The organism is Armatimonadia bacterium, from assembly GCA_039679385.1.
GTDB lineage: Bacteria > Armatimonadota > Zipacnadia > Zipacnadales > JABUFB01 > JAJFTQ01.
On the sequence record JBDKVB010000073.1, the window covers coordinates 22681 to 47979 of the forward strand.

Sequence of the window (25299 nt, forward strand, 5' to 3'; positions counted from 1 at the left end):
GGAACGTAGCGCCCGGCGTCCCAGGGCGTTCGTTCGCGGAGGCTTCGCGGCCGACCATCAAGAACAGCCTCATCACAGGAGGACAGTGCTGTGCCCCGAACGCGGAACCTGGACATGACAAAGTTCAAGGAACGTCTGGAGGAAGAGCGCACCAAACTGCGGGCCGAACTGCAGCGCATCGACGACCGCACGGCGGGCCGTGACCGGCTGAACTCGGACGTGGCCAGCGAGGACTTCGACGAGCCCGGGGGAGATGCCGCGCAGGAGACACTCGAGCGCTCCCAGTCGATGGCTATCGGCGAAAGCCTGCGCGGCATGCTGGACAATGTGGAGAATGCGCTCAAGAAGATCGACGCGGGCTCCTACGGGGTCTGTGATTCCTGCGGCAAGGAGATCCCCAAGGCGCGACTCGAGATCATGCCTGCGGCCACGATGTGCACGGCCTGTCGCGCGCGCCTGTCGAGCTGATGAGTGACGACACGCCGAAAACCGGGAGCGCCTGGGTCAGTCGTGCACATCTGTTCGGTCCTGCCGTGGTGACGGTGGCGGTCGATCAGCTGACAAAGGCGCTCATCGTATCCAGAATGAGCGTCGGTGACTCGATACCGGTTCTCGGCCCCTATCTGAGCCTGACGCGCCGCACCAATACAGGCGGCGCCTTCGGCATTCTCCAGGGGAACGCCATCCTGCTGGCGGTAATCGGGGTATCGGTCATCTGTGCCCTGGCGATAGTGGGGCCCAGAGTTGCCGGAGCGAACCGACCAGTGTTGTGGTCCTTCGGCTTGGTGCTCGGCGGCGCCCTGGGCAACCTGCTTGACCGGGTTTTGCTGGGCCACGTGGTCGACTTCATTGACTTCCATGTGTGGCCTGTGTTCAACGTTGCCGATATCGGCATCACCTGCGGCGCCGCGCTGCTATTCCTGTGTCTGCTCCTCGATAGCCGAGTGCAAGAGGCAGCAGACCCCGGCGACGGCTTCTAAGGCAGGACTCTGCCGATCCGCAATCTCATCCCAGGGCCTGGCAGAGCCGGGCACCTCGGTCCCGTCCACCCTTCTTCAGCTCACATTCACTGCCCTTGGCACCAGCCAGATAGGCTTGCATCGCTATGCGTTCAGTTCTCGTGTCTCTCGGGCCCTGGGGATGGCCGGCCGTCTTCGGCCTTGCCGCGGTGCTCGTCATCGTTGTATTCCTCTGGCGCAAGCTCGAGCGTCTTCTCGATGAGGAACCAGCGCCCATCGATGGGCGCTGGTACGTCTTCACTTCCGCAGCAGTGGCCCTTGTCTCCTATCTGCTACTCCTGGCTATCAACCGGCTCGCACCCGTGGAGATCAAGTCGTACGGCGTGATGCTGCTGTGTGGCTTCGTGGCCGGCATCATCTACGCGTATAAGGTCGGCCCCCAACGCGGTCTGACCCTCCCAATGATCATCGACATGACGCTCCTGGACTTGGTCCTGGCGATCGTGGGAGCACGCGTCATTTTCGTCCTCACGATGTACCAAGACTACGCCGCTGCGCCCAGCACGGTTCTTGATGTGTGGCGTGGTGGGCTGTCCTTTCACGGGGGACTCCTAGGCGCCGTCGTGGCCACTGTGATCTTCTGTCGCTGGCGCAAGGTCAGGTTCGCGGTGCTCGCAGACATCTGCACGCCCGCAGTCACACTTGGCTATGCGCTCACTCGCATCGGCTGCTTCCTGAACGGCTGCTGCCATGGCGGGCCGACCAACCTGCCCTGGGGCGTCGTCTTCCCAGAGAACGCAGCGCGTTTCCCGATGCCTGTGCATCCGACCCAGATCTACTCCGCGATCGGCAGCGTCATACTCTTCTTCATCCTCACGAGACTGTGGCCGCGTATGCACCGCCCGGGGCAGCTGTTCCCCGTGTACCTGGTGCTGTATTCGTTCATGCGTTTCTTCATGGAGGCGACTCGCCGGGGTGCTACGGCCGAGCCCTCCTCCTGGCTACCCGTCCTGACCGTGGGGCAGGTCGCCTGCATCGCCATCGCCCTGGCAGGCCTGGTGTGGTTCGCAATCCTCCAGCGGATGCCTTCCGAGAACCCGCTGACGGCCTCCGCCCTACTCGGCACCCCGAAGCCTTCGGAGCTTCCCCACACTTCCCGCGCAACCTCCGTGAGCAGCAAGTCTGCGGCGGGAAAGCGCAAGTGACGCACAGATGCTCTCACCCCAGGAACCTGAGCGAAGGTGGGCCGGGGTTGTTCCTCGAGAGGGCCACGGGAGACGGCTGGATCAGTTGCTGGCCGCACTGGTGCCGGACCTCACACGCGCGCAGGCCCAGCGGCTGATTCGTGAAGGCCTGTGCCTGGTGGAGGGCCGCCCCGGGCAGTCCTCCGACCGTCCGCCGGCCGGGACGATGATCTCCGTCACTCTCCGCGCCCCACACACCGACGTGGCGGCTGAGGCCACGCCTCTGGACATCCTCTTCGAGGACGACGTGATCATCGCCCTCAACAAGCCGGCAGGCATGGCCGTCCATCCGGCTCGAGGAACGCCTACCGGGACACTGCTGAACGCCCTCATGGGGCACCTGGGGCCCGAGGCACGCCCATCTCTCGTACACCGCCTGGACCGCGACACCTCCGGGGCCCTGCTTGCTGCCAAGACGCCCCAGGCACACCACGGACTCCGCCGGCAGATGGAAGCGAGACAGCTACGGCGGACCTACTGGGCGCTGGTGTGGGGAGTCGTGACGCCTGCCGAGGGTGTCATCCAGGCGACGCTGGCCCGGGCCCGTGGTGACAAGACGCGTATGACCGTCTGCCCGCGGGGGAAGGAGGCCGTCACGCACTACCGAAGACTGCAGATTCTGCTGGTCGAAGGCGAGTCGGTCAGCCTCGTGGAGGCCCGTCTGGAGACTGGCAGGACCCACCAGATCCGCGTGCACTTCGAGTGGATCGGTCACCCGCTGGTTGGCGAGCGCGTCTACCGGGGAGCACGGGCGACCCGGACGGCAACCGACGGGGCCTTCCCCGGGCAGGCGCTACACTCACGGAGGCTGGAGTTCCTCCATCCCGTCTCCGGCCACGCCATGGGGGTCGAGGCGCCGCTGCCTGAGGCCTTCGCCCGGTTCGTGACCATCGGCGACGCAGAAGGCTGTTAGCCCCCAGCGTCCGCACAAGCCTCACGAACGGCCGGGTGCACTATCTCCCCCCCTCTGACATTGATCCCCCACCTGAGTGATGGGTCGGCCTCGCAAGCACCGTCCAGCCCCAGATTGGCGATGGCTGCCACATAGGGTAAGGTCGCATTGGTCAGCGCGAAGGTCGCAGTACGTGGCACAGCAGCCGGGATATTCGGCACCGCATAGTGCAGTACGCCATGCATGGTGTAGGTCGGCTGTGAGTGGGTCGTAGGCCGGATGGTCTCGATACAGCCGCCCTGGTCGATCGCTATGTCCACCAGGACGGAGCCTTTGACCATGCTTGCCACCATTTCCTCGGTGACCACCTGCGGCGCACGGGCTCCGGGGATGAGGACGGCGCCGATCACCAGATCGGCATAGCGCACGGCCCGCGCGATGTTGTAGGGCGTGGAGTACCATGTGACCGCTCTGCCGCTGACGAGGTCATCCAGGTGCTTGAGCCGCGCGTGGTTGAGGTCGATGATGGTGACCTGAGCGCCCATGCCGAGGGCCATCCTGGCGGCATTGAGACCCACGGTTCCACAGCCGACAACCACCACGTCGGCCGGAGGTACGCCTGGAGTGCCGCCAAGAAGGACCCCACGACCACCCTGGTGAGCCGTCAGGCAGTGAGCCCCCATCTGCGTGCCCAGTCTCCCGGCAATCTCACTCATGGGTGTGAGGAGCGGCAATTGCCCGTCGGCCGTCTGGACCGTCTCATAGCCCACAGCCGTGATCCCGGACTCCTGCAGCGCCCGCGTCAGCTCAAGGCTCGAGGCCAGGTGCAGGTAGGTGAATAGCGTCAGCCCGGGCCGGAGTCGTGGGTACTCCACCGGCAGCGGCTCCTTCACCTTGACCACCAGATCGGCCTCGGCCCAGGCTTCCTCGACCGAGACGATCCGTGCCCCCGCCTCCCTGTAGTCTTCGTCACCGATGCCGCTGCCTTCGCCCGCGTCACGCTCAACCAGGACAACGTGGCCGCCGCTGGTCAGGAGGTGAACACCGGCAGGAGCCATGGCAACTCGGTTCTCCCCGTCCTTGATCTCTTTGGGAACTGCGACGTGCATCGAAGTGCCTCCGGTGGTTCAGGTGTAGGGCGACGGTGCCGGCAAGGCGGGCTGACTGGTCTTGCCCTGGACAATAGTAGCGTGGGCCGCTGGCTCTGTGAAGGCTACTTGATGAATTGGCAACCGTGCGTTAAGATTGTGGAGGTCAGATAGCCCCCAGGGCGCCTCCCGGTATGCCTCGGTCTGTGGTTGGAATGAGGAGGGCGCGCGGGTGGCCCCTATCGCAAGGAGTGAACCCGGGGATGGCATTGCCCCCGGACGAACACACAACCGACTCTCCTCTCTTCCCGTCATACCTGGCAGGAAGCCTGGCGGACTTCTTGCAGTTCGCCCCTGCGGCCATCGTCGTTCTCAATGAGGAGGGCGAGGTCGTCTACGCCAACGACGAGTTCTGCCAGGTGACGGGCTACTCGGCGGCGGAGATCATCGGCCTCGATGACTGGGACGCAATGGTCCCTTCGCCATGGATGGAGGAGATGCGAGAGGCGTTCCATGCGACCTGGGCCAGCAGAGCGCCCGCCCAGGCCGAGTGCCCGCTCACCTCCCGTGACGGCCAGCGTCGCCTCTTCAGTTGGCGCCATGTCGTCTGTCCGCCGCGCGAGGGCGTTCCGCCCCTCATGGTCTACGTCGGCACCGACATAACCCACCAACGAGCCAGTGAGAGGGCAGTGCGCGAGAGCGAGGAACGCTTTGGCCGGCTCGTGAACACCATGGACAGCGGCCTGGCGATGCTCGACTCTGAGGGCACCTTCACCTACGTCAGCGCCCCGATGTGCAACATCCTGGGTCGTCCTGCCAACGTGATCGTCGGGCAGCGGGTGACGGAATTCCTGACGCCGGAGAGTCGCGCCGATTTCGAACAGCAGTGGGATAGACGCTCCAGGGGAGAGCGAGGCTCCTACGAACTCGTGTGGCTGCGGCCCGACGGTGAGGTCGTCCATACCGCCGTGCAGGCATGCCCAGTGCAAGACGCTGCAGGGCGATTCGTCGGGGCCTACGGCGTGGTTGCCGACATCGGCCGACAGAAGCGAGTGCAGGAAGAGCTCGAGCACCAACGCGACTTCGCCCGAGACTTGCTCGAGGAGACACCGGCCCTCGTGGTTGCCACGGACAACGAGGGCAAGATCGTACTGGCCAACAAGGCGATGCTCGGTGCGACGGGCTACGCGGAGGAGGAGGTTCTCGGCAAGGACTACCTCACCACCTTCGTGCCCGAGGCCGCACGAGCGGAGTTCCGAGCCCTGGACGGCGCGTTCGCCGGGTTGCGTGACCGCACAGCGAGTGAGTCGCCGCTGCTCACCAAGGATGGGCGCGAGCTTCTCGTGGAGTGGCATGGCCGGGTGATGGTGCACCAGGAGGATGCTCAGCCCTACGCCCTGGCCACGGGCATTGATGTCACGCAGCGCAGGCAGGACTCTGAGGCCCTGCGCGAAAGCCGACGGGCCCTGGCGACCCTCATGGGCGACCTGCCGGGCATGGCCTACCGCTGTCTGAACGACAGCCACTGGACGATGCAGTTCATCAGCGAAGGCTGCCTTGAGCTGACCGGCTACAGCGCTTCGGACCTGATCGGCAACGTCTCGACGAGCTACGGCGAACTGATCCACCCGGAGGACCGCGAGATCGTCTGGAAAGGCGTTCAGCAGGGGGTAACAGAAAACCGAGCCTTCCATCTCGTCTACCGGATCCGGACGGCGCAGGGGCAGGAGAAGTGGGTCTCTGAGAGCGGCCGTCCCGTGCGCTCCGACACCGGCGAACTCGTGGCCCTGGAAGGGTTCATCTCCGACATCACCGAGGCGAAGGTGGCACAGGATCGCCTGACCCATGTGAACCGGGTTCTGCGGGCGATCCGCAACGTGAACCAGCTCATCACCCACGAGCGAGACCGCGACTTGCTGCTTGCCCGCGCCTGTGAGTTGCTGGTGGAGACCCGAGGCTACAAGGCAGTCTGGGTTCAGCTCGTGGGGCCCTCAGACCGCACTGAGGAAGTGTACCACGCGGGTTTCGAGGGCAACTTCGATGCGCTCTGCAGGCAAGCTCTGGGCACCCGGGACCTTCCTCCCTGTGCGCCCGCGGCGAGAGCGCAGACCGGAGTGCTGACGCGCACTGCGCGGGATACCTCCTGCACGGGCTGCCCACTGGCCGGGGATATGTCCGAGGGCGCCCACTTCCTGGTGCGGCTTGCCCATGCGGGCACGACCTATGGCACTCTGGCTGTCAGCGTGCCTGCGGAGGTGGCGGACAGCGAGGAGGAGCGCTCCCTGCTCAAAGAGGTGGCTGATGACCTCTCACTGGCGATCTACGCCATCGATGCTGCCCAGGAGGAACGTCGCGCTGCCGGTGCCCTGCGTGACAGTGAGGCCCGTTTCCGCCACCTGTTCCAGCAGAGCCCCTTCCCGGTGATGGTGTGCCTCCCCGACGGAACCACGGAAGTCGTGAATGCGGCCTTCCTGGAGACCTTGGGGCTCGAGTCAGCGGAATCGATCGTAGGATACTACAATCCTCTGCGGGACCCCGGCGCGCTCGGGCTTGGCACGCGCGAACAGCTCGAGCCCTGCCTCGCCGGCCAGACAGTGGTGTTGCCCGAGGCCGCGATCGAGGCCGAGGCTATCCGTACGCGCTTTGCCAGTTCACTTACTTCGGACCTTGTGCTTCAAGCGACGGTGTTCCCGGTGGTATCCGAAGCCGGTGCTGTGGTGCAACTGGTCATCTTCTGGACCAACGTGACCGCAGAGCGCCGAGCCTTGTCTGACCTCAGACTGAAGGACTTCGCCCTGTCCTCCGCCACCAGCGGCATCCTGATCACCGACGCCGAGGGGAAGGTCAGCTACGCGAACCGCGCGGCAGTGGTGATGTTCGGGTACGACGAGGCAGACCTGCTCGGTCAGCCCTTCGTCTCGCTGTGGAGTCAGGAAGAGGCTGGAGCTACAGCGCTGGCGTCTGCTCGCCGGGGTGAGAGCTGGCGCGGTGAACTCCAGGGCCGACGCTGCAACGGGACCGTGTTCGAGGCCGGTCTTACGGCCTCGTGGGCCGGGCAGCAAGCGACACTGGCGGTGGTGAACGATATCACACAGCGGCGACGCGACGAGCAGAACCTGCGCGAGACACGGGAGCAGTTGGAGGCTCTGGTGCAGTCGTCGCCCGTGGCGATTGTCGTGTTCGACGTCCAGGAGCGGGTGAAGATCTGGAACCCGGCTGCCGAGAAGCTGTTTGGGTGGACGACTGCGGAGGTGGTGGACAAGTACGTGCCCTGGACCGACGATGAAGAGCGGCGTCAGGCCCATCGGCTCATCGCCCGGGCTCACCGGGGCGAGAGCTTTGCGGGGCTCGAGGTGCAGCGGCACACGAAGACCGGCGAAGCCCTCGACCTGAGTCTATCGACCGCGGTGCTGAGGGGACATGACGGAGAGATGATTGGGCTGGCCGAAGTGCTCGTGGACATCACGGAGCGCCGACGTGCCGAGCGTATGCTGGAGAGCAGCGAGCGTCGCTTCCGCGAGATGGCCGAACTGCTGCCGGACATGGTCTACGAGCTCGACTCCCAAGGCTACGTCACCTACGGCAATCGCGCGGCTATGGAGACACTGGGCCTGAGCCACGAGGACATCGAGACAGGCGTGGTGATCTTCGACGTCTTTGACCCCTCCGACGTCCCAGAGCTACGAGCCACACTGGAACGTGTTGCGGTCACCAGGGAGCCTTCGGTCCTGGCCGCCGACATGCCACTCCCGGACGCTCCGGCGGTACCTGTCGAGATCCATGTCGCACCCAGCCTGGGGATCGACGGCCAGTTGCTGGGATGGCGAGGTGTTGTCCGCGACATCTCGGAGCGCCGGAGAGCAGAAGAGGCGCAGCGGCTGGCGATGATTGGCCAGCTTGCAGCGGGTGTGGCCCACGAGTTCAACAACCTCCTGGCCGCCATGAGCGGACGAGCGCAACTGGCGCAAGCGCTTGAGACGCCTGCAGCAAACGAGCAGCTAGTCAACACAGTCCTCCTGGCCACCGAGCGGGGCGTTCGAATCAGTCGTGACCTGATGGGGTTCGCCAGACCTGGCGATCAGCGACCGGAGCCCGTTCACCTTGAGCACGCCATCGATGCAGCCCTAGGCATGGCTTCGCGAGACCTGCAGAATGCCCAGGTGCAGGTGGTGCGCCACTACCAGTCGGGCAACCAACGTGTTCTGGCCGACGCCTCACAGATGGAGCAAGTCTTCCTGAACCTGATCATGAACGCCTATCAGGCGATGCCCGGAGGTGGCACACTGACGGTCTCCACGGAGTATGTGCCGCATGAGGGCGGCACAGGCGAGGTGGTCACTCGCGTCTCGGACACCGGCACCGGCGTCGACCCGGAGATCATGAGCCGCATCTTCGAGCCCTTCTTCACCACCAAGCGCAGAGGTGATCAGGCCGGCTCGAGCGGCGCCGGCCTGGGGCTAGCGATCTCCCAGAGCATTGTCAGCGCGCATGGTGGGACACTGTCGGTGCAAAGCCAGGTTGGTGAGGGGACGGAGTTCACGCTACGGCTGCGGGCGCACGCCGGGCCTGAGTCACGCCGGACGGAAGACCGGGAGAACAAGGCTTCGGTGCCAACCGCTACCGGAGGTCGCGTACTGCTGGCCGAGGATGAGGACGAAGTGCGCGACATCGTGCGCAGCGTTCTTGCCCAGCACGGGTACGAGGTAGTCACTGCTCACGACACTCTTTCGGCTCTCGCCGCCCTGGGGACTGCGCACTTTGACGCCATCGTCTCTGATCTCGTCATGCCTGGAGGTGGCGGGCGTCAGGTACTGGCCGCCGCGAGGTCTCTTCCCGGATCGCCGCCGGTCTTGCTCATCACAGGAATGCCACACCAGGGCCTTGAGGGAGACCTCACCCAACTTGGGGCACGCGGCTTCCTGCACAAGCCCTTCAGCCTGCCAGACCTGATCCGCGCTCTCGGCGAGCTGATGGGCTCAACCCGGGCTGCCACCGACAGTACGACTGTTCAGCCCTCTGAGACAGACCCCACGCCGACTTCCTGACGGTTGCTCCTCGGACCAGTGGCGCGGCCTCACTGCCCCTGAAGTACCTTCAGGTGTTCGCGGGCTGCTGCGTCCTTTGGGTCGAGTGCTACAGCCTTCTGCACCAGTGGTCTTGCCTGGTCATCGTGCCCTAACAGGTGCTGAGTCCACCCCAGGGTGTCCATGACCGCCGGCGAATTCGGCGTGCGCCGATAGGCCTCTTCTGCAAGCGGCAGAGCCTCCGCAGGTCTCCCCTTGTCGACAGCCAGCAGATAGGCAAGGTTGTTCAGCGCTCGGGAGTGCCCGGGATCGTCCTTGAGGGCGGCACGGTATGCGGTCTCGGCTCCCGCGGGGTCCCCGATCGCCTCGTGCAGTATCCCGACCGCGAGATGGGCGTCGGCATTGCCCGGCTCGTAACGCAATACCAGGTTGGCTTCACCCAGGGCGCGCGTCAGAGACCCCTGCCGGGTGAGGGCATCGGTCAGGCCGATACGCAGCTTCGAGGAGTTCGGATCGTACACCAGCCCCTTCTCGAACTCCTTCTGAGCATCGCGAGGACGATCGAGGGCTAGATAGGCATGCCCCCGTGCAGCAAAGGTCGCCACGGAGGGTCCGACAAGGCGCTCGATCTCGTTCGCCTCGTCAAGGGCCGCCTGGTAGTCTCCGCAGGCATGAAGCGCACCGACACGAAGCAGTCGCACCGAGACCTTGCGCGGCACACGTTGCACGGCCTCAGTCAGGAGCCGCAGGGACTCCTTCTGGTCCCCGGTGGCCTCGCGGTATCCGGCCAGGGTCAACAGTTGCTCCAGCGGAAGGCGCTTGCCCTGTGCGCGCTGCAGGAAGTCCCGGGCCAACTCCGGCTTGGACCGCGCTTCGGTGGCAAGGATATAGCCATCGAAGAAGCTGATCACCGGGGCGTTGCCGAAGCGCGCCACCGCCTGGTCGCGGTACTGGCGCATTCCGGACGCATCGCCGGATTCCAGCTTCGCGACGGCCTGGCGCAGCAGGTCACCGGCCCTCTCCGCTTCCGCGGGGCTGGGACCGGTGGCTAGCCGACCGTAGGCCCAGAAGCACACCACGGCCAGGAGCACGAATACCCCTGCTGCCACGAGATATGGCTTCGCACGCTGGAGCGCCTCTGGGTCATCCTCTTCCACGACCTCAGGCGCGGCTGCCTCGGGTGGTGACGGCTGCCGCGCAATCGGGGGCAAAGCACGGAGCCCCAGGGCAGCCCGCAGGGAATTGAGCCATCGGGGGCGCTGACGAAGGGAGACCGCCGATGCGGAGGCAGACTCCTCGACCGGCGTCCATCCCTCTGCCTCGGTCCTCGACTTGCCCTCCGAAGGGTCTTTCGATGCCATGCAGGCAACCTTCCTGACGCTGCGGAAGCCAGGGGGCCGATCGGCCTCCCCGGTCGCTTGACTCGGCTCCACAAACTGCGGCATACTTCGGTGTGCTCAAAGATTAGCACGAGAAAGGGGTCACGGCAATGCCGAAAGGGTCTGCTCTGTTGGTGCTCTGTGTTGTCTGTGTCTGCCTCACGCTCAGTGGCTGCAAGGATGGTGGCACCTGGCTGTTCTCACGTGACGACGAAGTGAAGCTCGGTACCGATGCAGCTGCCGAGTTCGAGAAGACCAACAAGATCTCTGCAGACGCCGCGTTGGCCCGCTTCGTTGCGGGCGTCGGCGCCAGTGTGGCCGCAGCGGCTACCCCTCCCGACTACCCCTACAAGTTCAAAGTGATCGACACCACGGATGTGAATGCCGTGGCCTTCCCTGGCGGACCGGTGTACGTCTACCGCGGGCTTCTCGAGAAGACCAGCATGGACCGTGACATGATAGCCTGGGTTCTAGGGCACGAGGTGTCCCACATCGCCCTGCAACACGCTGCGAAGCGCATCGAGAATCAGGTCGGCGTGGAACTGATCACCCAGACCCTCCTCGGCAAGGGCAGCGCTGCTCAGGTCGCTGGGCTCATCTCCGGCCTGATGTTCCAGGACTACGGCCGTGACAAGGAGTTGCAGGCCGACCATCAGGGCCTGCTGTATGCTGCCAAGGCCGGCTACGATCCGACGGCAGCTATCGGCGTGATTCAGGTCTTCCAGTCCCTCAGTGGCGGCAAGGACCCGAACAAGCTCGAGCTGCTGTTCATGAGCCACCCGGGTGACAACACCCGCATCAACCAGATCAAGAGCCTCTGCGCCAAGTACGGGTACCGTGGCAAGTACTACAAGCCCTAAGCGAGCAGCCCGAGCATGGCCGACCCTTTGTGCATCATCCACATCGCCCGGCCCGCCGAAGCGGAGCTACAGCGCCACGTCACCACGCTGACAGAGGCGCTGGTCGCACGCCACGTGCAGACAATCGTGGCAGGGCCGCTCGACCGACGGTTCCGCGAGGAGCTCTCGCGCCGTGACGTCCGGTGGGCCAACGTGCCACTCCCCGAGAACATGGCCTGGCACAGCCAACGGAAGGCGGCCGAGCACTTGGGTCGATTCCTGCGAGCCGTCCAACCCGACGTGGTGCATGCCCACGGTTTCCAGGCGGCCTTCACGGCGTGGCTGGCCCTGCGAAACGTCAGGCCCGCAGTCCCGATCGTGGTGGCTCCCCACGGTGTGCCCTACTACGCAAGCCAGCCAAAGTGGGAACGCCTGGTGCGGCGCCACGCCTACCGTCGGGTGCTGTCGGTCTGCAAGGCTATCATCGCGGGTTCGGAGGCGGAGCGCTCGGAACTCCTGGCGCTGGCTCCCGCGGGCACCGACCAGCGCCTTCATGTGGTGGTCCCGGGCGTTGAGCCCCGGCAGAAGAGCTCGCTCTTCGACACCGGCCAGAAGCGACTCCGCGTGGGACTGCATCAGGACGCTGCCATTGTAGCCGTCCGTGCGCATCTCCGACCCGGTGTGCCAATGGAGGACTTCCTTCGCTCTGCCGCACTACTGAGCGAGAAGATTCCCAATGTCGAGTTCGCAATTCTTGGTGATGGCCCACGCATGGAAGAGCTGAAGACCCTTGCTCACGAGCTTCGGCTCTCGGGCAGTGCGGTCTTCCTCGGGGCACGCGCCGACGCACGAGAGATCGCCAGTTGCTGCAACGTCTTCGTGGCGCTGACCGAAGGCCCCTGGGGTGTCCAGCACGCCCTCGAGGCGCTGTCGCGCGATCTGCGCATCGTGGCCGCCGACTTGCCAGGCCTGCGCGAGGTCCTTGAGGGCGTCCAGGGGGTCCCCCTCGTGCAGCTCTCGGACCACCGTGCCTTCGCCGATGCGATGCTTCACCAACTCGAGCAGTTCAGTGTCGATGAGGAGGATATCAAGGTCGGCACCGGGATGGTCTGGGGCCTCAGTGAGGTGCTTGCCTCGCAGGACGAGTACGACCTGGATCGGCCAGGCCTGGATCGCCGCGACAGGGCCAAGGAGGCCACCTCCGACACCGACCGGGTTCTGGCACGCTACTCAGTCGCTAACATGGCACAGGGGACGTTGGACGTCTACGAACAGATCCTCGCCACGCCACCGGCCAGTGACTGACCCACAGACCTTCAGGATGCTGACGCCCCTCACGCAGTCACCAGGACGGGGAGGGCAGGGGCTTGTGCCCCCTCTCCCCGTCACAGGCACAACCAGCACGACGCCCTACTCAGACCGGGTACGGGATGCCACGACGGGCGGACGCCCTCGCCTTGAGAACCACCTCAGTCATGCGCAGGCAGTCCTCGGCTGGAACATCACAGGCGCACTCACCCCTGATCGAGCGCACGAAGTTCACGAACTGGTTCTCGCCAACGGCAGGCAACTCCAGTTCCTGTGGCGCCTGATCCTGCGCTATGAGGGTGACTTGCTTGCCGCACCACAGGGACTCCACCACACCCTTGCTGCCGGCCACTCGCAGGCGGTCGTCACCATGGGTGGGAGCCGCCGCAGGACGGCAGTAATCGAGACGTGCGGAGGCAGACGCACCGTTATCTAGCTTCGCCACTACGTGGCCCTCGTCCTCGAAGTCGCCCATCTCTGGATGTCCAACGTTGGCACAGCAGGCGTAGACTTCGGTGAACTCCCGGCCGGTGCACCAGCGGATCAGATCCAGTGCGTGGATCCCGATGAAGGGGATGATGCCGCTGTAGGTGGCCTTCTGCTTCTGCCACTCCGGGCGCACGCCGAGACGGTAGGACTTCTGGGCAGTGGCCAGGCAGACCTCACCGATCTCGCCGCTCTCGACGACACTGCGCAGGAGCCGGTACTGCGGCTCGAAGCGCATCGTCAACAGCATGGACAGATGGATACCACTGCGGCGCAGTGCCCGGCGGATATCGGCCAGGTCCGGCAGGCTGTTTGCCAGGGGCTTTTCGGTCAGGCAGTGTATCTTGCGGTCGGCCGCAGCCAGCACAACCTGGTGGCGCTCACTGTCCACCCCGTTCTCAACGAGGATGTCGATCTGCTCCTTATCAAGCATCTCGCGCCAGTCGGCATAGACATGGGTGCTCTCATCGGCGCGCTGGTACTTGGGGACGCCGGCGAGCTTCTCGGGATCATCATCGGAGGCCGCGACCAGCCGGGCCTCCGGAAGCTGCTCTAGGCCTTGTAGAGCGACGCCGTAGTGCCCCTTGAGACCCGCGATCGCAACACGCAGTGACATAAGGAAGGCTCCTTTCGTGTGTAGCCTGACTCGTGATGGAGAGTTCCCCCTGGGGGCGTCTTCCCCCTCCGCCCAGGATGGCGAACAGTGCCGATGCCTTGACAGTCCACGGGGCATTTGCTATCCTGCAACCGCCCGAACACGCCGGTTCACCGTGCTTTTGGCGCGCATTCTGAGAGGGTGAGGTCGTATCGACGTTAAGTCCTATCGGGTTAATGAGCGGATCCGAGCCAAGGAAGTGCGGGTAATCGATCCGACAGGTGAGCAGCTCGGAATCATGACCGTCGATCAGGCTCGGCGGGCCGCGGCGGATCGGGAACTGGACCTCATCGAGGTCGCCCCCAACGCGACTCCGCCTGTGTGCCGGATCATGGACTACGGTAAGTTCCGGTACGAACAGCGCAAGAAAGCCAAGGAAGCCCAGCGGAAGTCAAAGCAGACCGAGATCAAGATGCTGCGCTGTCGTCCGAACACCGACGATCACGACATCAACTACAAGATGCGCAACGCCCGCAAGTTCCTCGTGCGGGGTCACAAGGTCCGGTTTACTGTCATCTTCCGCGGTCCCGAACTCCGGCATAAGGAGATCGGTGAGCAGCAGCTCAAGCTGTTCATCGAGGGCTGCAAGGACCTCGCGAGCGTCGAGAACTACCCTCGCATGGAGGGGCGCCGGATGGTCATGCAGCTCGAGCCCCTGCCCGAGGTTCTCGCCAAGGCGAAGACCGCTCAGGCAGAAGCCGAGGCCAAGGGCGAAGTCCTCGAAGAGCTCCCGCCTGACGATGCGGAGGATGTTGAGGTCGGTCAGGACGTAGAGGAAGTCGAGGGTCAGAAGAGCTAGCAGCAACCCAGCACGCCCGTTACAGCCCGGGCAGGTTGCCCGGGCCGTTTTGTCGCCTGTCGCGGTCTTCGGATCGGAGCCAGGCCAAGAGACTTGCCACCATGCCCCGTGCATGATGGCAGATAGGGTGACCGCGCTGTAGCGGGGTGCCCCGACCCACAAAACGTGCGGCAGTGGAAGGCCGCACTGCCTGCCGACCCGGGCTCTGCACTCTGCATCCTCGGCGTCGCGTAGGCTCAAGGAGAGAGAGACGTGGCAAAGAACAAGATGAAGACCAAGAAGGCGGCAGCGAAGCGCTTCAAGTTCTCCGCCAACGGCGTCGTGATGTACAAGAAGTCACAGCAGAGCTCCAACACGCCACTGTCGAGAAGCTCGCGTCGCATCAAGCGCGCTCTTCGTCTGGGCGGCCAACTGGAGGAGGGCGACGCGAAGCAAGTCAAGCGGATGATCCCCTACTTCAAGAAGCACAAGTAGGGCCATCGTCGCGCTGCTGAGGCCCGGGCCACAGAGGACCAGGGCCAAGCAGGACCCACTTCGTCACCCCAAAGCCGTACGCCACAACCATCCGGTTTGCCAATCAGAAAGGGAGAGCCAAGATGCCAAGAGTGAAACGAGGTTTCGTCGCCCGCCGGCGCCGCAACAAGGTTCTGCGCGCTGCCAAGGGCTTCGTCGGTGGCCGCCGCACACTGTACAAGACCGCCAAAGAGACTCTCATGAAGGCCCGCAACTACGCGTACCGGGATCGCCGCGTCCTCAAGCGGAAGATCCGTGGTCTGTGGATCGCCCGCATCAACGCTGCGGTGCGTGCCGAGGGCCTCAGCTACAGCAAGTTCGCCTACGGACTGAAGAAGGCCAACATCGGCCTGAACCGCAAGATCCTTGCCTACCTGGCCTACGACGATCCTAAGGCCTTCTCCGCGGTCGTCGCCAGGGTCAAGTCGGCTCTGAGCGCCTAAGGCTTCGTCCGCGAGGCTCGGCGGCCCTGCCGCACAGGTTGGCTGCCATGATTGAGAGCCCACACAACCAACTGGTGAAGACAGCCCGGTCGCTCCACGACAGCAAAGGTCGTGAGTTGGCCGGGCTGTTTCTTGCTGAGGGCCCTTCGGTAGTGGCCGAAGCCCTCGCCTATGCGCCCGGCATCGAGTGGATCGCCTGGTGTCCCCCGCTGGGCGATGGGACAGGCCAGGAACTGGTGGACGCTGCGCAGGAGGCGGGCCTCACCGTCCACGAGATGAGTGAGCGCGCCTTTGCGGCACTCAGCGACGCTCGCTCACCTCAGGGAATCGCTGCCGTCCTGCAGATCCGGGCTTCGTCCCTCAATGCGATACGCCCGGAGGGGGCCGCTGTCTTCCTCGTGCTGCATGAAGTGCGGGACCCCGGTAACCTGGGGACGATGATCCGCACGGCCGATGCCCTCGGTGCGCAGGCCGTGATCCTGTGCGGTAACTGCGTCGACCAGTACGAGCCAAAGGTGGTGCGGTCGACTGCGGGCTCCCTCTTCCACCTGCCAGTGGTTGAGGCCACCTGGCGGCAGATCAAGGGCTGGGCTGAGAACCACGAAGTCGTCCTGGCTGCCACGAGTCTCGAGGCGACCCTGGAGCTTGGCCGGTCGCCTCTCCCCTCTCGACTTGCCCTGGTGATCGGCAACGAGGCGCATGGCCTACCGGACGAGGTCTTGCAAGACGCAGGCTTGCAGGTTAGAATTCCTATGCGCGGACGGGCGGAGAGCCTCAATGCAGCGGCCGCAGCGGCGATAGTGCTCTATGAGGCGTCGCGAGGCCGCGACTGAGGCAAGGCCCGAGGTCTGTCGACGCCAACCGAATACTCAACGGTTCCGACGGAGAAAAGTAGACGGAAGTGCGAGGTCACAGAGCGGGAAGGCCACCGGCTGAGAGCCTTCCTGACTGGCGCACCGTCGAAGTTCACTCCCGAACTGCAAGCTGAAGGACCGATCCTGAGGTCGGGGACTGGTCTGCGTAGGCTGCGCCGGTTTGCTCCACCGTTACCCGGGGCCCCAGTTGCTAGACTAGGGTGGTATAGCGAGAGCCTCCGGCTTTCGTCCCTTGGGACGAGTTCGGAGGCTTTTTTGGTGCTCCGGCGCGATGGCCACCTTTGCCCCGTATCGCCCGGAGGCCGCGATGGGGGCAAGAGCTTTGCCATTACCCGACGGCCGGTATGGGCTGTTCACCGGCCATAAGCCGAGGGAGAGGTACCTATGAAAGAGACCCTGCAGAAGCTGCAGGAAGAGGCGATTGCTGCACTGCAGGCCGCCAAGACCGAGCAGGAACTCGTGGAGACCCGTGCCCGCTATCTGGGCCGGAAAGGCAGCCTTCGCGAGATCCGTCAGTCCATCGGCAAGCTGGCCGACGACCAGCGCAAGGTGGTCGGCCGGTTGTGCAACGAGGTTCAGAGCGCCTTGGAAGAGGCGATCGCAGGCCGCAAAGCGGCCCTGACTGCGGAGCGCGAGCAGGTAGCCCAGAGGGAGGAGACTCTGGACGTCACGCTCCCTGGCCGCACGCCGCGCATCGGCCGCAAGCACCCCTTGCTGGCGACCCTCGACGATGTCGTCTCGATCTTCCTGGGCCTGGGCTTCCGGGTGGCAGAAGGGCCAGAGGTGGAGAATCACTACTACAGTTGGGAGGCCCTCAACTACCCCGACGACCACCCCGCGATGGATGAGCAGATGACCTTCTACATCAACGACAACGTCATGATGCGCAGCCAGACGTCGACTGTGCAGATTCGCTATATGCAGTCTCACGAGCCGCCGGTACGCGTCATCGTCCCCGGCCGGTGCTTCCGTCGCGATACCGTGGACGCCACGCACTGTCACACCTTCTACCAAACCGAGGGGCTGCTGGTGGATGAGGGTGTCACCATGGCCGACCTGCGGGGAACCCTGGAGGCCTTTGCCCATGGGATGTACGGTGAGCGCTGCCGGGTGCGTTTCCGCCCTGACTTCTTCCCCTTCACGGAGCCCAGCGCCGAGTTCGCACTGAGCTGCACCATCTGCGGCGGCGAGGGCTGCCGTGTCTGCTCCCACACCGGTTGGCTGGAGGTCGGCGGCTGCGGTATGGTCGACCCGAACGTCCTCGCGAACGTCGGCTATGATCCCGACCGATACACGGGCTACGCCTTCGGGTTCGGCATCGAGCGCATCACCATGCTGCGGCACGGCATCGACGACATCCGCCTGCTGTACAGTGGCGACATGCGTTTTCTGGGCCAGTTCTAGGGCCCAATCGCGCTGCAGCACAAGTTCCACCTGAGCTTTCATACCCGGCGGAGACGTGCCCGCTTGGGCGTCGCCGCGAGAGGATCGCGAGACTATGCGCATACCCTATAGCTGGCTCACAGACTACCTCAGATCCGAGATCGTCCCTGAGGAACTCGCCGAAGTGCTCACCATGGGCGGGCTCGAGGTTGAGGAGATACGGGACTGGACCTCCGAAGATGGCAAGGCCACCGACAAGGTGCTGGTTACCAAGATCACGGCGAACCGAGGCGACCTGCTCTCGATGATCGGAGTGGCCCGGCAAGCCGCTGCGTTGCTGGGCTGCGAGTGGGCTTTGCCGGACCTCGGTCGGCCGGAGATCACCGCACCTCTTGCCGGCGCGCCCCTGGTCGAGGCCGGTGACGTCAAGATCGAAGTACAGGACCTGAAGGGCTGCCCGCGGTACTCGGCCCTGGCGATCCGCGACCTGAAGACCGGGCCCTCGCCGGACTGGCTCCGCTACCGTCTTGAGGCCGCCGGGATCCGGTCGGTCAGCAACATCGTCGATGTCACCAACTACGTGTGCTGGGAACTCGGCCAGCCCATGCACGCCTTCGACCTGCGCCTCGTTGCCCGCAACCACATCATCGTGCGGCGCGCACATGAAGGCGAGGCTCTCAAACTCATCGACGGCAGCACCGCCAACCTCGTCGACCAAGACCTGATGATCTGCGACGAGATGGGGCCAGTGGGCATCGCCGGAGTGATGGGCGGCAGCGAGACCGAAGTCAACGAGCGCACCAAGATGGTGCTCCTCGAGTCGGCCCACTTCGACCCAACCAGCCTGCGTCGGTCGGCCCAGCGTTATGGCCTGAGCACCGAGGCCTCCTATCGGTTCGAGCGGTTCGTCGACCCGAACATGACGCTCCCGGCCCTGGCACGAGCCACCACGCTGATGCTGCAACTCGCGGGCGGAACGCCCGATGCTACGGCCATCGATGTCCGTGACGGCGACTTCACGGCCAGCACGGTGCAACTGCGTCCCCAGCGCTGCAACCAGATTCTGGGCACGGAGCTGACTGCCGAGAAGATGTCCGACTACCTCGAGAGGCTGGGGATGAGCGTCGACGGCCCCGGCGACGACGGCAGACTCTCGGTTCGCGTGCCGACCTTCCGTTGGGATGTCGAGCGCGAGATCGACCTCATCGAGGAGGTCGCGATCGTCCACGGCTACAACAACATTCCGATGACGGTCCCGGGCAATCTGCTTGAGAGCGGTGTGCTCACGGCCCGGCAGAAGGCTGAGCGACGACTTCGCGACCTGATGCGGCAGTGTGGTCTCAACGAGACAATCAGCTTCTCCTTCATGGGCATGGCCGACCTCGACCGCTGTGGCTTTGCCGAAGACGCCCCCGAGCGCACGGCGCTGAAGCTGCTCATGCCGGTCGCCTCCGACATGTCCCACCTGCGCACCTCGCTGATTCCCGGCCTGCTCAACGCCTGCTCCGTCAACGTCCGCCAGCGGGTTCTGGACGTGGCGCTCTATGACCTGGACCGGGTGTTCATACCTCAGGGCGAGCGGGAGCTACCTCAGGAGCGAGTAAGGGTCGCGGGGCTGGTGACAGGTGTGCCCTTCACTTCTGACTGGAACCTCTCGGGCGCCGAAGTCGACTTCTACTGGCTCAAGGGGATCGTGGAGCAGGTCTGCGACGCAATGAACGTGAGCGGTGTTGAGTACGTACGCGATGCGCACCCGGCTTTCCATCCGGGCCGGTGCGCCCAGGTTACGGTCGAGGGCAAGCCTGCTGGCGTCCTGGGCGAGGTCGTGAGGCAGGTGCAGGAGGCGTACGACCTTCCGGCGAACACCTACCTGTTCGAGCTGGACCTGGACACGCTGCTGGAAGGTGCAGCAGCCTTCCGCGTCTATGATCCCTTGCCGCGTTTCCCGGCCGCCCTGCGCGACATCGCCCTCGTGGTGACTGACGATGAGGCCCACACCGCCGCCGCGCTGGAGGCTGCGGTCCGTAAGGCTGCAGGGGAGTACCTGTGGAAGGTCGTTGCCTTCGACCTGTACACCGACGCTGAGCGTCTGGGTGCCGGCCGGAAGTCTGTGGCCTTCCGCCTGACCTTCCGGGCCGCCGACCGCACGCTCACCGACGAGGAACTCGATGGCGCTATGAACTGCGTGGCGCAACACCTGGCCGAGACCCTGGGGGCAGAAGTCCGGACTGCCTAGACGGCCTGAGTGCGGGTCCAGAGGAGGCCATGTTGTGAGTCGTCGTGGGCTGGAGTCGCGGCGCCTGTGCCAGACTTTGCCGGGGCTTGTCCTCGGGGTCGCCCTTCTGGGCGGCTGCTCGCACTTTGCGCAGACGCCGCCGACGGTTCTGCACGTCGAAGCGGACAATCTGGACGCGAAGTATCCGGAATGCCTGCAGTCTCGGGAAGCTGAGCCGCCCAAGGCCTTCCTCGTGAAGAGCGAGGCCGCATGGAAGAAGGTCTGGGGAGCCGCCGAGCCACCAGTCATCAACTTTGACAAGAGCATGATCTTCGTCGCCCATGGGTCGATCGGTTCCGAAGGTCCCGGCACGCTCACAGTCTACGTGCTGAAGTTCGTGGAGAGGGAGGATGTGATGGAGGTCAGGGTGAAGGAGTCACTCAGCGGCGAGTGGCCCCTGAGTTCGGGCTTCTCTCGCGCCTACGAGATCGTGAAGCTCCCGCGGACCGACAAGCCCGTCAAGGTTCTGTGGCGGTACCTGTGGGGCAGCCGCGACCAGACACATGAGCTGAAGGCCTCGGAGTGGACGCCGCCGGCGCCCACTCGTCGCTGACAACTGTCGCACGTCGTCCACGAAGCCTGCTCGTTTTGCTTGCCGGGCGGGCTGTTCTTTTGCCCATGGCCGTCCTGGCCAGGACCGATACCCATCGCGGAGCCCCGGATATGCTCAGGCAGAACCCGCTCTACGTCTCGCGCAAGGTGAACGAGGAATGTGTTCTGGTCCCCGTGCGCCAGTCTGTTGCAGAGATGGGCGCCGTCTACGTCCTCAACGAGGTCGGGGCGCGGATTTGGGAGCTGGTCGGTGACGGGCAGACCGCGGAGCAGATGGTAGCTATCCTGGGTCAGGAGTTTGACGCACCGACGCAGCAGATCGCACAAGACGTTGCGAGTTTCCTCGACCGCATGCGGCTCCTCGGAGCGATCGTCGAGGAGTGAGGTGAAACCTCTTGCTTCTGTTCGATGCCAACGTACAGGTCGGTCGGTACCGGCAGCTCCGCGAGGGCATGCCGTACTCGAAGGACGACCTGCTAAAGGACATGGACCGTTTCGGCATTGCCGAAGCGCTGGTGCTGCACTCTCTGTCACGCGAAGCCCATCTGGCCCCCGGTAATCACCGCGTGCTCAGGACCGTGGAGGGCGAGCCGCGGCTGCATCCCTGCTGGGCTGTCGTTCCGGCGCGATCGGGCGAAAACGGTCCCCTGGACATGCTCCTGGATCGGCTCTACAAATCCAGCATCCGAGCGGTGAAGCTCTTCCCAGGCCACTACAGCTTCAGCCTGCAGGAGTGGTGCCTTGGCTCGCTTCTGGAGGTTCTGGAGGAGGGGCGTCTCGTCACCTTCATCGACCCCAACTCGCAGTACATGGGCACACCGATGGACCAGACGAACTGGGATGCCCTCGTGGCGCTGTGCAGGGCCCATCCCAAGCTCCCAGTGGTCCTCAGCGAGAGTCGCCTGCGGTCTGGGAACCGCATGTTGTACCAGGCCTTCGAGACTTGCCCCAACCTGCACCTGGAGCTGTCCGGCTTCTGGGAGCATCGCGGCATCGAGTTCCTCTGCCACGAGTTCGGCCCCGAGCGCTTGCTGTTCGGGACCAAGTGGCCGGTGCGTGAACTGGGCGGCACTGTGGCCCAGCTTCAGTATGCCGAGATCGGCGAGGCCGAGAGGAGCAAGATCGGCGGCGACAACCTACGGAAGCTCCTGGCCGGCGCTCATCCCTCCAAGCGGCGTGCGAAGCCGGAGTTCCAGATCAGCATCAAGCCTCCCAAGGGTGAAACGCTCCGGGCACAGGCGCTGCGGGGAGATCGGCCGGACCGCCTCATCATCGACACCCATGCCCACCTGGGCAAGTCGGCCATCTATCACCTGCCTCAGAGCTCCCCGGCTCTGGTCGAGCAGGAGATGCAGAGACTGGGCGTCCGTTGTTCTATCGTCTTCGGCTTCTCTGGCGTGACTGGTGACTGGACCTACGACAACGATCTGGTGACCCAGGCCATGCGACGCCATCCGGGACGCTACCATGGCCTCATCGTGGTCAACCCCAACCACCCCGGCGAGATGATGCAGGAACTGGAGCGCTGCGTCGACCGTGGGTTCATCGGCGTCAAGCTGATCCCCAGCTATCAGGACTACCCGGAGGACGGACCGAACATCGAACTCGCGGTTCGGTGGGCCAATGAGCATCGGATGATCGTGCTCAATCACTCCTGGGGGCCGACCGACCACCTGCGGCGCCTCGCGGTCAAGTACCCCGAGGTCACCTTCATCATTGGCCACTACACGACCCAGCACGCGGCCGTGGTCAACAACTACCCGAATGTCTACCAGTGCACCTGCGAGCCGCTGACCTACAACTCCGTCGAGACCTTGGTGGATGCGCTGGACACCTCCAAGATCGTCTTCGGCTCTGACACGACCGACCTTCCACTGATGCTTGGCATGGGGCCGATCCTCCACGCCCGAATCCCGGAAGAGGACAAGGACCGGATCCTGGGGCTCAACGCTCGCGACCTCTTGCGCAAGGTCGGGGTGAGGATCGCCGCGTCGGAACCGATGGAGGAACTGGACGGGGAATACGAGGCCGAGTAGCACAGCTTCCTGCAGACCGAAAGCAAGGCACGGCACTCCATAGCAGAGAGACGGGGCACCCTTCGATGGGTGCCCCGTTTGTGTTGTCCAACAAGAGACCCCGTCAGGACGTTGCCCTTAGCAGAGGGGCTCGAGGATCGCGATCGCCCGCCTGATGTCTTCCACCTGCTGGGGGCCACTGATCTCGCGTTCGATGGTCAGGTGTCCCTGGTAACCGAGTGACTTGAGCTTCGGGATGAACACGGGGAAGTTGACGCGCCCCTCACCCATCGACTTCTCCTTGCCCAGTTGATGCCCGTCGGTCGGGTACTCGCCATCCTTGCAGTGCGTGCCACGCACCCATTGGCCGAAGACATCCAGCGCATCGACAGGATTCGCCTTGCCGTACATGAGCAGGTTCGCTGGATCGAGGTTGATCCCCAGGTTGTCGGTGCCGATGTCCTGGATCGTCCGCAACAGAGTGATGGGCGTCTCCTGCCCGGTCTCGAACCAGAATTCCACACCCGCATCGAGGCAGGCCTGGGCGACCTCCTTGAGAGCCGCGAGGACACCCTCGTACAGCGGGTCACCCATGAACTCGGGGATGAACCCCACGTGAGTGGTGATCGACTGCACGCCGATGGCACCGGCGACTGCAGCCGCCTTCTTCAGCGTTGCAACGCGCTCAGCACGGAACTCGGGCGGTACGAGCCCGATGGTGCTCGGGCCCTCAACGAAGTTCCACTTCGCAGGGCCGGGAAGGGAGGCCCACAGCGTCGTGACCGTCATGCCAAGGGAGTCGGAGACGTCCTTGAGCGCCTTCCCGTCCTCCAGGGTCTTGTCGGGTCCCCAGCCGACCTGGCACGTGTCCAGGCCGAGAGCTTTGATGGGCTCGAGCGACTCCTGGGGGCTGGTGCGAATGTGCGTCATCACGCCGATTCGGAGCTTCTGGTCTGGCATTGTGATAGCCTCACAGTGAAGTCGGGTGCGCTTCCTGGCACCGGACATGGAGTATGGCAGGCCCTCCGGGCAGAGCGCTCAGACCCGCTTCCGGAGCCCTGCAGTTTGGTGCCTTTGTCTCTACTGCGTCGGCGCCGTAACCGTGGTAACCCACACCGGTGCCGACCACATCATCTGTCCGTCCGTCTGCGTGACACGCACGAAGTAGAAGTGGTTGCCGGGCTGGGGATCGGCGAGAGTCTGCCACCGATACTCAGTGGCCTTCGGCTCCGCCGTCTGAACCACCGCTCCGTCTTCATACAGCTCGATCTTCGCGATAGTGTCCTGCGCGTCCGGATCGGACACGAGAACCTCAGCGCGCACCTGCAGGGCCGGCTGCTCGATGATGTCGCCCATCTGAGTGCCATTGATCCAGAAGAACAGCTTGCAGTTGCGGTCATGGGTCGAGTAGGTGTGCCGGCTCTTGAGGGCATCCCAGAGGTTCCGCTGCGACTTGCCCGGCGCGATCACTCCAGTCCAGGTGTTCGTGTTGCCCCAGTTCGGCGAGTGGGTGTCGGAGGACCCATCGGCCGACAGGTGCCACCCGAGCTGCAGTGCGCGGATGTAAGCCGCCTCCTCGTTGGCGTTGCGAACCTCCATCAGTTCGACAGCCTTGTCGCCGACCTCTGAGTAGGCGAGCCCGTCGAACACACGCTTCCCGTCACCGGGGTGGTTGATCTTGCAGAAGATGCCGGCATCGACGACAGCCTGGAAGAACCCGTCCTTGTCTTTGGGCCACACGCGGGTCGGCGGATCATACAGGCAGGCGTGCCCAAGGCCCTTGGTCCACTCGAGACCCGGGAAGCAGGCGAACTTGCCGTCCTCGTTGGCTTTCCAGGCCTGCTGACGGTAGTCTGCCCACTCGGCCTCGTCCATGGACTCCAGGTGGTCCATGAGCACGAAGAAGTCGAGCTTGGCGGTCTCGCGCGCGTACTTGTGGGCGTCGGCCGGCAGCAGCGTTCCATCGGAGTAGTAGGTGTGCCCGTGGAAGTCGCCGATGTAGGCGCTGTAGCCGTTCTGGAGCTCGACCTTCACCGACTGGGACAGCTTCTTGACGCTAGCGGTGCGGCCAAAGACCTGTAGCGTTGCGAGGCCGTTGGCGGACAGACTGGTATTGATCTTGCAGGTCCACTCGTTGGTCTTCTCGACCCGTGACATCGGGTACCAGGGCGCTGCGTTGAAGCCTACGTAGAGCGCAGAGGCGGACTCGGTGTCGGGCGTAACACGGGCCCGCACCTCGATGACGCCCTCCAGCACTGCGTCGGCCGCGGGCTGCAGAATCTCAATGGCCGGCTTCGCCGGCGCGTCGGCGCACCAGGCCGGAGCAGCCAGCGCCATGAACAGGGCAGCGACTACCAGTGCTATGCATGATCTGTGGGTGAAAGACAAGTCTCGTACCTCCCTATCTGATTGGCTACTGCACAGACTGCAGCAGCCCCATCTTTGCGACCTGTGAAGCACCTTGAGCACGCCATGGTTCTTTCGCCACAAGGAGAGATCCCCCTCCGTACATGACGAGTGTTAACGCAACCTTAGTGTGCACAAGGCGAACCGGTCGGGAGACACGCGGT

21 protein-coding genes are annotated in these 25299 nt (G+C 64.5%); 16 read left to right on the plus strand and 5 right to left on the minus strand.

The window, feature by feature from the left end:
• Positions 1–90 precede the first annotated feature (90 nt).
• The 4 genes from ABFE16_08390 (at position 91) to ABFE16_08405 (ending at position 3116) form a co-directional block, all read left to right on the plus strand.
• The gene (locus ABFE16_08390; protein ID MEN6345314.1) at positions 91–468 is read left to right on the plus strand and encodes a TraR/DksA C4-type zinc finger protein; all 378 of its coding nucleotides are present in this window, start codon (positions 91–93) and stop codon (positions 466–468) included.
• The gene (lspA, locus tag ABFE16_08395; GenBank protein ID MEN6345315.1) at positions 468–980 is read left to right on the plus strand and encodes a signal peptidase II; all 513 of its coding nucleotides are present in this window, start codon (positions 468–470) and stop codon (positions 978–980) included. Before ABFE16_08390 ends, lspA begins: the two co-directional genes overlap by 1 nt.
• 125 nt (positions 981–1105) lie before the next feature.
• Positions 1106–2164, plus strand: a complete 1059-nt coding sequence (gene lgt / locus ABFE16_08400) for a prolipoprotein diacylglyceryl transferase (protein MEN6345316.1) — start codon at positions 1106–1108, stop codon at positions 2162–2164.
• 7 nt (positions 2165–2171) lie between these two features.
• A complete protein-coding gene (locus tag ABFE16_08405; GenBank protein ID MEN6345317.1) occupies positions 2172–3116 on the plus strand; it encodes an RluA family pseudouridine synthase in 945 nt (314 codons plus the stop codon).
• Here the strand turns inward: ABFE16_08405 and ald are convergent.
• Positions 3113–4204: an alanine dehydrogenase gene (ald, locus tag ABFE16_08410; GenBank protein MEN6345318.1), complete on the minus strand. Its 1092-nt coding sequence runs from the start codon at positions 4202–4204 to the stop codon at positions 3113–3115. The two genes, ABFE16_08405 and ald, sit on opposite strands and share 4 nt — an antisense overlap.
• A 242-nt stretch (positions 4205–4446) precedes the next feature.
• On the opposite strand from ald, the gene ABFE16_08415 reads away from it, so the two are divergent.
• A complete protein-coding gene (locus ABFE16_08415) occupies positions 4447–9228 on the plus strand; it encodes a PAS domain S-box protein (protein ID MEN6345319.1) in 4782 nt (1593 codons plus the stop codon).
• A gap of 29 nt (positions 9229–9257) precedes the next feature.
• Here ABFE16_08415 and ABFE16_08420 read toward each other — a convergent pair whose 3' ends face one another.
• Positions 9258–10568, minus strand: a complete 1311-nt coding sequence (locus ABFE16_08420; GenBank protein ID MEN6345320.1) for a tetratricopeptide repeat protein — start codon at positions 10566–10568, stop codon at positions 9258–9260.
• A gap of 128 nt (positions 10569–10696) precedes the next feature.
• On the opposite strand from ABFE16_08420, the gene ABFE16_08425 reads away from it, so the two are divergent.
• Positions 10697–11446 (plus strand): M48 family metalloprotease, encoded by a 750-nt coding sequence (locus tag ABFE16_08425; GenBank protein ID MEN6345321.1) that lies wholly within the window; start codon positions 10697–10699, stop codon positions 11444–11446.
• 15 nt (positions 11447–11461) lie between these two features.
• Complete coding sequence (locus ABFE16_08430) at positions 11462–12730, plus strand: glycosyltransferase (protein MEN6345322.1); 1269 nt, start codon at positions 11462–11464, stop codon at positions 12728–12730.
• Between the two features lie 109 nt (positions 12731–12839).
• Here the strand turns inward: ABFE16_08430 and ABFE16_08435 are convergent, their stop codons facing one another.
• A complete protein-coding gene (locus ABFE16_08435) occupies positions 12840–13835 on the minus strand; it encodes a Gfo/Idh/MocA family oxidoreductase (protein ID MEN6345323.1) in 996 nt (331 codons plus the stop codon).
• Positions 13836–14025: 190 nt separating this feature from the next.
• Here ABFE16_08435 and infC point away from each other — a divergent pair, with 190 nt between their 5' ends.
• From infC to ABFE16_08480, 9 genes are all read left to right on the plus strand, one after another.
• Entirely contained in the window at positions 14026–14673 is a 648-nt protein-coding gene (infC, locus tag ABFE16_08440; protein MEN6345324.1) for a translation initiation factor IF-3, read from the plus strand.
• Between the two features lie 252 nt (positions 14674–14925).
• Entirely contained in the window at positions 14926–15147 is a 222-nt protein-coding gene (gene rpmI / locus ABFE16_08445; protein ID MEN6345325.1) for a 50S ribosomal protein L35, read from the plus strand.
• Between the two features lie 122 nt (positions 15148–15269).
• Positions 15270–15629 carry a 50S ribosomal protein L20 gene (rplT, locus tag ABFE16_08450; protein MEN6345326.1) on the plus strand — a complete coding sequence of 120 codons (360 nt, stop codon included), beginning with the start codon at positions 15270–15272 and terminating at the stop codon, positions 15627–15629.
• A 47-nt stretch (positions 15630–15676) separates the two neighbouring features.
• Positions 15677–16462: an RNA methyltransferase gene (locus tag ABFE16_08455; GenBank protein MEN6345327.1), complete on the plus strand. Its 786-nt coding sequence runs from the start codon at positions 15677–15679 to the stop codon at positions 16460–16462.
• Between the two features lie 426 nt (positions 16463–16888).
• On the plus strand, positions 16889–17908 hold the full coding sequence (gene pheS, locus ABFE16_08460) for a phenylalanine--tRNA ligase subunit alpha (protein MEN6345328.1): 1020 nt from the start codon (positions 16889–16891) through the stop codon (positions 17906–17908).
• A gap of 94 nt (positions 17909–18002) precedes the next feature.
• Positions 18003–20123, plus strand: a complete 2121-nt coding sequence (gene pheT / locus ABFE16_08465) for a phenylalanine--tRNA ligase subunit beta (protein MEN6345329.1) — start codon at positions 18003–18005, stop codon at positions 20121–20123.
• 34 nt (positions 20124–20157) lie between these two features.
• Positions 20158–20715, plus strand: coding sequence for a hypothetical protein (locus ABFE16_08470; protein MEN6345330.1), 558 nt, complete (start codon positions 20158–20160; stop codon positions 20713–20715).
• Positions 20716–20825: 110 nt separating this feature from the next.
• Positions 20826–21098, plus strand: a complete 273-nt coding sequence (locus ABFE16_08475; GenBank protein MEN6345331.1) for a PqqD family protein — start codon at positions 20826–20828, stop codon at positions 21096–21098.
• 11 nt (positions 21099–21109) lie between these two features.
• Positions 21110–22750 (plus strand): amidohydrolase family protein, encoded by a 1641-nt coding sequence (locus tag ABFE16_08480; GenBank protein MEN6345332.1) that lies wholly within the window; start codon positions 21110–21112, stop codon positions 22748–22750.
• A gap of 117 nt (positions 22751–22867) precedes the next feature.
• Here the strand turns inward: ABFE16_08480 and ABFE16_08485 are convergent, their stop codons facing one another.
• Complete coding sequence (locus ABFE16_08485) at positions 22868–23689, minus strand: TIM barrel protein (protein MEN6345333.1); 822 nt, start codon at positions 23687–23689, stop codon at positions 22868–22870.
• Positions 23690–23809: 120 nt separating this feature from the next.
• Complete coding sequence (locus ABFE16_08490; protein MEN6345334.1) at positions 23810–25117, minus strand: CehA/McbA family metallohydrolase; 1308 nt, start codon at positions 25115–25117, stop codon at positions 23810–23812.
• Between the last annotated feature and the right edge of the window lie 182 nt (positions 25118–25299).

Excerpts from the sequence above, each read along its gene's own strand:
- rplT (MEN6345326.1), top strand. The coding sequence starts at position 15,270 with ATGCCAAGAGTGAAACGAGGTTTCGTCGCCCGCCGGCGCCGCAACAAG.
- ABFE16_08455 (MEN6345327.1), top strand. The coding sequence starts at position 15,677 with ATGATTGAGAGCCCACACAACCAACTGGTGAAGACAGCCCGGTCGCTC.
- pheS (MEN6345328.1), top strand. The coding sequence starts at position 16,889 with ATGAAAGAGACCCTGCAGAAGCTGCAGGAAGAGGCGATTGCTGCACTG.
- lspA (MEN6345315.1), top strand. The coding sequence starts at position 468 with ATGAGTGACGACACGCCGAAAACCGGGAGCGCCTGGGTCAGTCGTGCA.
- ABFE16_08435 (MEN6345323.1), bottom strand. The coding sequence starts at position 13,835 with ATGTCACTGCGTGTTGCGATCGCGGGTCTCAAGGGGCACTACGGCGTC.
- ABFE16_08405 (MEN6345317.1), top strand. The coding sequence starts at position 2,172 with ATGCTCTCACCCCAGGAACCTGAGCGAAGGTGGGCCGGGGTTGTTCCT.
- ABFE16_08430 (MEN6345322.1), top strand. The coding sequence starts at position 11,462 with ATGGCCGACCCTTTGTGCATCATCCACATCGCCCGGCCCGCCGAAGCG.
- pheT (MEN6345329.1), top strand. The coding sequence starts at position 18,003 with ATGCGCATACCCTATAGCTGGCTCACAGACTACCTCAGATCCGAGATC.
- ABFE16_08475 (MEN6345331.1), top strand. The coding sequence starts at position 20,826 with ATGCTCAGGCAGAACCCGCTCTACGTCTCGCGCAAGGTGAACGAGGAA.
- ald (MEN6345318.1), bottom strand. The coding sequence starts at position 4,204 with ATGCACGTCGCAGTTCCCAAAGAGATCAAGGACGGGGAGAACCGAGTT.
- ABFE16_08425 (MEN6345321.1), top strand. The coding sequence starts at position 10,697 with ATGCCGAAAGGGTCTGCTCTGTTGGTGCTCTGTGTTGTCTGTGTCTGC.
- lgt (MEN6345316.1), top strand. The coding sequence starts at position 1,106 with ATGCGTTCAGTTCTCGTGTCTCTCGGGCCCTGGGGATGGCCGGCCGTC.
- ABFE16_08415 (MEN6345319.1), top strand. The coding sequence starts at position 4,447 with ATGGCATTGCCCCCGGACGAACACACAACCGACTCTCCTCTCTTCCCG.
- ABFE16_08420 (MEN6345320.1), bottom strand. The coding sequence starts at position 10,568 with ATGGCATCGAAAGACCCTTCGGAGGGCAAGTCGAGGACCGAGGCAGAG.
- ABFE16_08485 (MEN6345333.1), bottom strand. The coding sequence starts at position 23,689 with ATGCCAGACCAGAAGCTCCGAATCGGCGTGATGACGCACATTCGCACC.